At 54.8% G+C, this 5,983-nt stretch carries 7 protein-coding genes and 1 tRNA gene; 3 read left to right on the top strand and 5 right to left on the bottom strand.

Annotation, left to right across the window (positions count from 1 at the left end):
• Nucleotides 1-387 precede the first annotated feature (387 nt).
• Together LKE08_RS19375 and LKE08_RS19370 are read left to right on the top strand one after the other, a co-directional pair.
• On the top strand, nt 388-741 hold the full coding sequence (locus LKE08_RS19375) for a XisI protein (protein WP_324705896.1): 354 nt from the start codon (nt 388-390) through the stop codon (nt 739-741).
• 72 nt (nt 742-813) lie between these two features.
• Nucleotides 814-1,344 (top strand): hypothetical protein, encoded by a 531-nt coding sequence (locus LKE08_RS19370; protein ID WP_324705895.1) that lies wholly within the window; start codon nt 814-816, stop codon nt 1,342-1,344.
• Between the two features lie 36 nt (nt 1,345-1,380).
• On the opposite strand, the gene LKE08_RS19365 is transcribed toward LKE08_RS19370, so the two are convergent.
• Together LKE08_RS19365 and LKE08_RS19360 are read right to left on the bottom strand one after the other, a co-directional pair.
• On the bottom strand, nt 1,381-2,562 hold the full coding sequence (locus tag LKE08_RS19365; protein ID WP_324705894.1) for a diguanylate cyclase: 1,182 nt from the start codon (nt 2,560-2,562) through the stop codon (nt 1,381-1,383).
• A 363-nt stretch (nt 2,563-2,925) separates the two neighbouring features.
• Nucleotides 2,926-3,411, bottom strand: a complete 486-nt coding sequence (locus LKE08_RS19360; RefSeq protein WP_324705893.1) for a redox protein — start codon at nt 3,409-3,411, stop codon at nt 2,926-2,928.
• Between the two features lie 155 nt (nt 3,412-3,566).
• On the opposite strand from LKE08_RS19360, the gene LKE08_RS19355 reads away from it, so the two are divergent.
• Complete coding sequence (locus LKE08_RS19355; RefSeq protein ID WP_324705892.1) at nt 3,567-4,436, top strand: LysR family transcriptional regulator; 870 nt, start codon at nt 3,567-3,569, stop codon at nt 4,434-4,436.
• Between the two features lie 32 nt (nt 4,437-4,468).
• Here LKE08_RS19355 and LKE08_RS19350 read toward each other — a convergent pair whose 3' ends face one another.
• From LKE08_RS19350 to cofG, 3 genes are all read right to left on the bottom strand, one after another.
• Nucleotides 4,469-4,624, bottom strand: coding sequence for a hypothetical protein (locus LKE08_RS19350; protein WP_324705891.1), 156 nt, complete (start codon nt 4,622-4,624; stop codon nt 4,469-4,471).
• Nucleotides 4,625-4,796: 172 nt separating this feature from the next.
• Nucleotides 4,797-4,867, bottom strand: a tRNA-Cys gene (locus tag LKE08_RS19345).
• Between the two features lie 11 nt (nt 4,868-4,878).
• On the bottom strand, nt 4,879-5,856 hold the full coding sequence (gene cofG / locus LKE08_RS19340; RefSeq protein WP_324705890.1) for a 7,8-didemethyl-8-hydroxy-5-deazariboflavin synthase subunit CofG: 978 nt from the start codon (nt 5,854-5,856) through the stop codon (nt 4,879-4,881).
• Between the last annotated feature and the right edge of the window lie 127 nt (nt 5,857-5,983).

Genomic DNA, 5,983 nt, shown 5'->3' with positions numbered 1-5,983 from the left:
CCATTATCCCCCTTCGATCCCCCCCCCGCCCCCATCCCCCCCAACCCCCCTTTGTAAGGGGGGAGATAAGGGGGGAGCCAGAGGAGGCTTCGCTTTGGTTTCAACGGGGACTTTGAATTGGCGAGTGTACTAGGTTGGCTTGAAAATTTCTGTATAATAAAACCGTCCCAATTGTCAGACCGCTTGGGAATCATATTAAATTCGGTTAAATACCCACTTTCGTCAAAGCCAATTCCGGCTCCCCCCTTTTTAAGGGGGGCTGGGGGGGATCTCCGATTCTCAGGTAAATAACCGGATCTGATATAAATTCCCAAGCTAATAGCGAAAATTCTCTGAAGAGGATCGTTAAAATTATAACTGATATCAAACCTGGGAGGAACCGATCCGATGGCTGACTTAGAGAATTATCGCAATATTGTCAAAAAAATATTGACAGAATATTATGAGATGAGCCACCAGAAACCCGAGAAAAATCCGGCATCTGAAGTTTGCGATCGCTTGGCTTTGGACGACACCCGAGATCAATATCTTTGGTTCCGCTTCGGGTGGGAGGATCGAAAGCTGGTGCAGAATATGATGATTTATCTGAGCATCAAGAATGGTAAAATATGGGTGGAACAGGATTGGACAAATTTATGCGTCGTGGATGATTTGCTGGCGGCGGGAATCCCGAAAAATCATATCGTTTTGGGCTTCCACCATCCCAGCAAACGGCCCCTGACGGAATTTGCAACGGCCTGATGGGAATTCGGCGCGATCGCTCCCGATTTGTGATACCATCAATACAACCTTCACCTTCTCCCAATTGTCGCCATGAATTCAGATACCTCCAACCCCGAACCCCGAAAGCGATCGCCCATCGACGAGGAAGAAATGCAACAGATGCGGCGGGATGTGTTCAGCCGCCGGGAATTCACCCTGGCCGATGTCATCGCCCGGGAGGGCGGATCTTTTTTGAAGGGAGAATCTCCGGTTCCCAAGCTGGTACAATTGAAGGGGGAAATTAATACTTTTATCCGTCACAATTTACCCGATGTTTCCGGGGCGTTGCAGACGGTTTTGTATCGGTGGGTTGATGAGGATACGGCGCGAATCAGTCGCCATTTAGATGCCCCCCTGCAAGCCTTCTCAGGGTTGCTTAAATCGATTCTGGAGAATCCTTCAATTCTGCACGAACTGGTGCGACAGGTCGATATGCTGTGGGGAGAAATGAACGACGAACGGCCCCACTTTCAACGCCCGGGGCAACCGCCCCATCCCGATGACGAATACACCCACGAGTCCGTTTATCAACAATTGGTCGAACTGAGCGATCGCCTCAAATGCGAACTGGAGAAAAAGTAGGATGTTAGAGTGGTAAAAATCGCGTCAATTCGGTCGTTAGAGTCCGGCGCGATCGCACATTTTTGAAGCCGTCTTCACGCAATTCTTTCCCGCTTTTTTTGCCAGATAAACCCCCTCGTCCGCCACCTTGATCAAATCCTCCGGACCCGCCATCGACTCGGTGCGGACCGCCACCCCGATACTGATACTACCCCGCCAAAAACCGTCCCCTGTCGGCACTCGCAGGGTCCCCACCGTCTGGCGGGTGAGTTCGGCAATATGCAACCCCCCCGACAGGTTCGTTTTCGGACAGATGACCAAGAATTCGTCGCCCCCCAGACGGCAGACAATATCATCGGTTCTGAGGGTGTATTTCAACGTTTGTGACAACTCCAACAACACCAAATCTCCCGCGTCGTGGCCGTAGGTGTCGTTGATAATTTTAAAGTGATCGGCATCCACCATCATGCAGAGTAACGGCGTTTTTTCTGCGGTCGATTCTTCCCACAAAGCAGCCAACTGTTGCAGGGCGTAGCGGCGGTTGGGTAAACTGGTTAAAGGGTCAGTCAATGCCAGGGTTTCCAAGTAATGATTCGCCTCCGCGAGCGATCGCGTTCTCTCGACTACCTTCGCCTCCAAAGACTGGTTGAGCGCCCGCAATTCCAAATTTTGAGCCGCCATCAAATGAAACAAATGGTGCAGGGCGGCGAGGAGGGTGGCGGTGGCGCCCTCTTGGGGTTTTTGGACTTGTTGGTAGGCCGTTTCCGGGCTGACCCCGGCTTGAATGGCGTGAATTTGGTCGGCCATTTCCCGATCCAAACCCAGGATGTGATAAACCAGCCAATTCGTCAGAAAACTCAACAGGTCGTGTACCTCTTTCAAAGAGGTGGTGGTGAGGACTTCGGTCTGGGGAAGCGAGGAGGTGTCCCGGAGTTCGTCCAGGTGCAGGCCGCTGTAAAAATAGATAATTTCTTTCAAAAAATAGTGGTGCTGCTCCAGGTGTAAATCGAAATGTCGGGGCGCGATCGCCGCCCGTTTCATTAATTCTTCTTCTTCCTGAAAGTGATATTGGGTGTAGTTGAAAAGCTCCCGGAAGAGGACGACGACATCGTTATCAATCAGCTCGTTCTCGACCAATCTGCTGCCCAGTTGGTTGATCAGATCGACCAAATAATGATGTTGTTCGTCAACCTCTTTTAAACCCGTTTCAAATTGTCGAGTCCATTGAAAAGATTCCATCGGCAGAATTCCCGTCCCATGATTTCAATGGTAGCTCATCTCTCGCGCCGGTTAATGTACCCCCGATCGCGATCGGGGCGGTTCACTTGGCCGCCCCGACTCAGGTTAATTGTGTTGGTGCGACAAGGGAGAGGTGTTGAGAGTCGGGTGAGGAAGATAAGTCTTGATTCAAAAGAAGGCGGAGGAAGCGGAGGAAGTGGAGGAAGAAATAATTCCCCGGTCGTCCCTCAACACCCGACACCCGACACCCGACACCCTTCCAATCGCGATCGCCCCATCATTCCGATTCAATGGCTCGAAAGCCAAAATATTCATGTCAGAGTTGCGTTCCCAAGCGAGTCGGGTGCGATCGCGATCGCGGCTTCATGCGGCCCGCAGGCGTTCAAATCCGTGCAGGATCGGGGGCCGCGCCTCGTGGGACGTGATCCGGTACAGGCGGGGGATGTCCGCGCTGTTGTAGACCCGGAACTCGCTTTCCACCGTCGCCCGGGCCGTGCGGATGGCCTGATTGAGCACCAGGGACCCCTCGGGATCGGAAACGGACCGGTGGAACGTGCCCGGCGGAATCCGCAAAATGTGGCGGTTCGCGTCCAGGCGGACGATGTGGTACGGGTACTCCCAGGAAAAATTGACCAGATAAAAGGTGCGGCCCCCGGAAACCGCCAGCAGGTTGTCCTCCTGGTTGGGGTGGAGGTAAAACTGCCAGTGTCCGTCCTCCGTGTCGTTGGGGCTAGTGGCCGGCCCTTCGTGGAACACCAGATCCCGGGCGTTGGAGTCGGCGACGGTGATATCGAAAAAGCGGACGCTGGGGGTATCGCGGAACTTGTGAAAGGGAAGTAACTCAAACATAGATCGGATTTTGGCAACTGAAGTCCAGAGGTTCCCCATAGCTTAGTGACTTCGTTCCGTATCGTGCAAAACTCATTTGGCATCATTTCTATGCATAAACTGGATAGAACTTGGCAACCGCCACCGGCGGTCCTTCCTTCCCACTGCTTCAACTGATGTCTATGAACTTGTTTCAGGTGCGGGTGTTGCTTGCCGTCGTCGAAAAAGGCAGTTTTTCCGAAGCAGCCCTCAATTTGAATATTTCCCAATCCTCCGTCAGCCGAGCGATCGCATCCCTGGAGGACGAATTGGGCATTCCCCTGCTGTGTCGGGGGCGCTTCGGCGCCCACCTCACCCCCATCGGCGAACGGGTCCTCAACCACGCCCAGAAAATGCTGGAGTTGCGGGACAGCATCGACCAGGAAGTCAATTTGGAAAAGGGATTGCACGGTTCCCGGGTGCGGGTCGCCTCCTTCCGCAGCGCCGCTACCCACATCCTGCCCCCCAAAGTAGCCGCCTTTCGCAACAATTTTCCCAACGTGGAGGTGAAAATCACGGAAACGGACCCCCTGGGGGTGGAACAGGCTTTGCGGACTGGCCAGGTGGACATCGGGTTGATTCCCCTGCCGCGATCGGAGGAGTTCGACACCTGGGAAATTACCCGGGATGAATATGTGGTATTGCTACCGAATTCGGCGGGAAATATTCCCCACAATTTGACCTGGGAAGAATTGTCGTCCCACGCCTTTATTCTCTACAATTACGCCGAATGTACTTCCGCCGTCCGCGACCACTGGGCTCAGTGGGGGCAGACCCTAAAAATTGCCTACGAAATTAAGGAAGATTCCACCATCGTCAGCATGGTAGCGCAGGGGTTGGGGGCGGCAATTCTGCCCCGGTTGGCGGCGCTCCCGATTCCCAAATCCGTGAAAGTGCGATCGCTCCCCGTGCGCTTGGAACGGGCGATCGGCGCGGCTATCCTCGCCAACGGTTTGCATCCCCCGGCGGTGTTCGCCTTTTTGGATGTCTTGCGGGGGAACAATTAACCATTAATAATTAACAATCGCTGGTCCGGCAGTTAGCCGGCGAGCCCGAGGCGATCCTTCAAAGTCTCGTCGATCGCACGATCGAGCTCTGCGGTGCCGACGCCGCCGGAATCAGCGTCATAGAGACTCAAGCCGAGGGCGGGGAGGTGTTTCGCCCGATCGCGATCGCCGGAGATCCGGCATCCCATCCGGGAAACCCCAGGCCCCGCCGGTCGAGCCCCTGCGGGATCGGTCTGGAGCGCGGTGCCCCGGCGCTGTTCTCCCGTCCGGAGCGATATAGTGATTTAGCCCGTCTCAGGAATGGGTTATGAGTAATCTGTAAAGCGTTGTTACCATTACAGGGCAACGGGTTATCAGAAAAGGCGGCACCCGGATTTGAACCGGGGGTGGAGATTTTGCAGACCTCTGCCTTACCACTTGGCTATGCCGCCACAGCGATTTACTATCGTATCACAGTTGATGACGATCGCGCAAGTTTTTTTCGCCACCGGCCGACGGCAATTTGTAATTGTGGGGGTAGCCAGCGATCGTACTGGGGATAAACCGGCAGTCGGGGCCGCAACTCCCAGCGGGACTCGGCGAGAATGGCCGCCAACCTGTGGGGGTGCGGGTGGGGATAGTCGGGATTGACCACATCTTGGGGACCGATGCCGCCCAAATCCCGGGCGCCCGCTTCCAGACACTTTAATAATAAGTCGGGTTCCGCGATCAGGTTCGGGGGAATTTGTAGGGCGATGGCATCGGGGAGGATGGAACGGGCGATGGCGACGACTTCCGGCAATTGAGCCAAATTAAAGGCCTCTCCCGTTTGAGCTTGTCGGCTCCCGGGACTGTGGGGTTGCAGGATCACTTCTTGAATGTGGCCGTGGCGATCGTGAACTTTTGCGATCGCCTCTAAGGTATCCCGCCAATCCGCCGGGGTTTCCCCGATACCCAACAACAACCCCGTGGTGAAGGGAATCTGCAATTCCCCCGCCCACTCCAACTGTTGCAACCGCACCGAGGGCACTTTACTGGGGGCGCGGCGGTGGACGGTCTTTAATAGATCGGGGGTGATTTGTTCGAGCATCAACCCCATCGACACATTCACCCGTTTCAACCGGGCCATCTCCTCGAATTTCAGCGGTCCGGCGTTGGTGTGGGGCACAAATCCCAAGCTGAGGGCGCGATCGCACAATTCATAAATGCGATCGCACCAGGCGCCGCGCCGGGGACTCTCGGGGTGCACCTCCCCGCTCAAAATCAGAATTTCGATCACCCCCTGTGCCGACAGCGGAGCCAGTTGTTCCTCCAATTGGGCGATCGTCAGCCAGGGACTCGTTCCGGGATCGGCCCGGAAGTTGCAATAGGTACAGCGATTGAAACATTCGTAGGTCGGAACGACGGTGTAGGCCGGAGAATAGGTGACGGGGACGGACATCTGCACAATGATTAGCTCTGCTTATCAAACGGTTAAGTAAATATTTCGTCAAAACCCTTTACAAAGCTTAACAGTCTGTGTCATATTAGAGTCACGGTAGAGGAAAACACCTGCCGGATACGTACCT

The organism is Lyngbya sp. CCY1209, from assembly GCF_035615495.1.
Classification (GTDB): Bacteria; Cyanobacteriota; Cyanobacteriia; order Cyanobacteriales; family Microcoleaceae; genus Limnospira.
The sequence above is the reverse complement of the archived record's forward strand: the minus strand, read 5'-3'. Positions and strand labels throughout refer to the sequence as shown.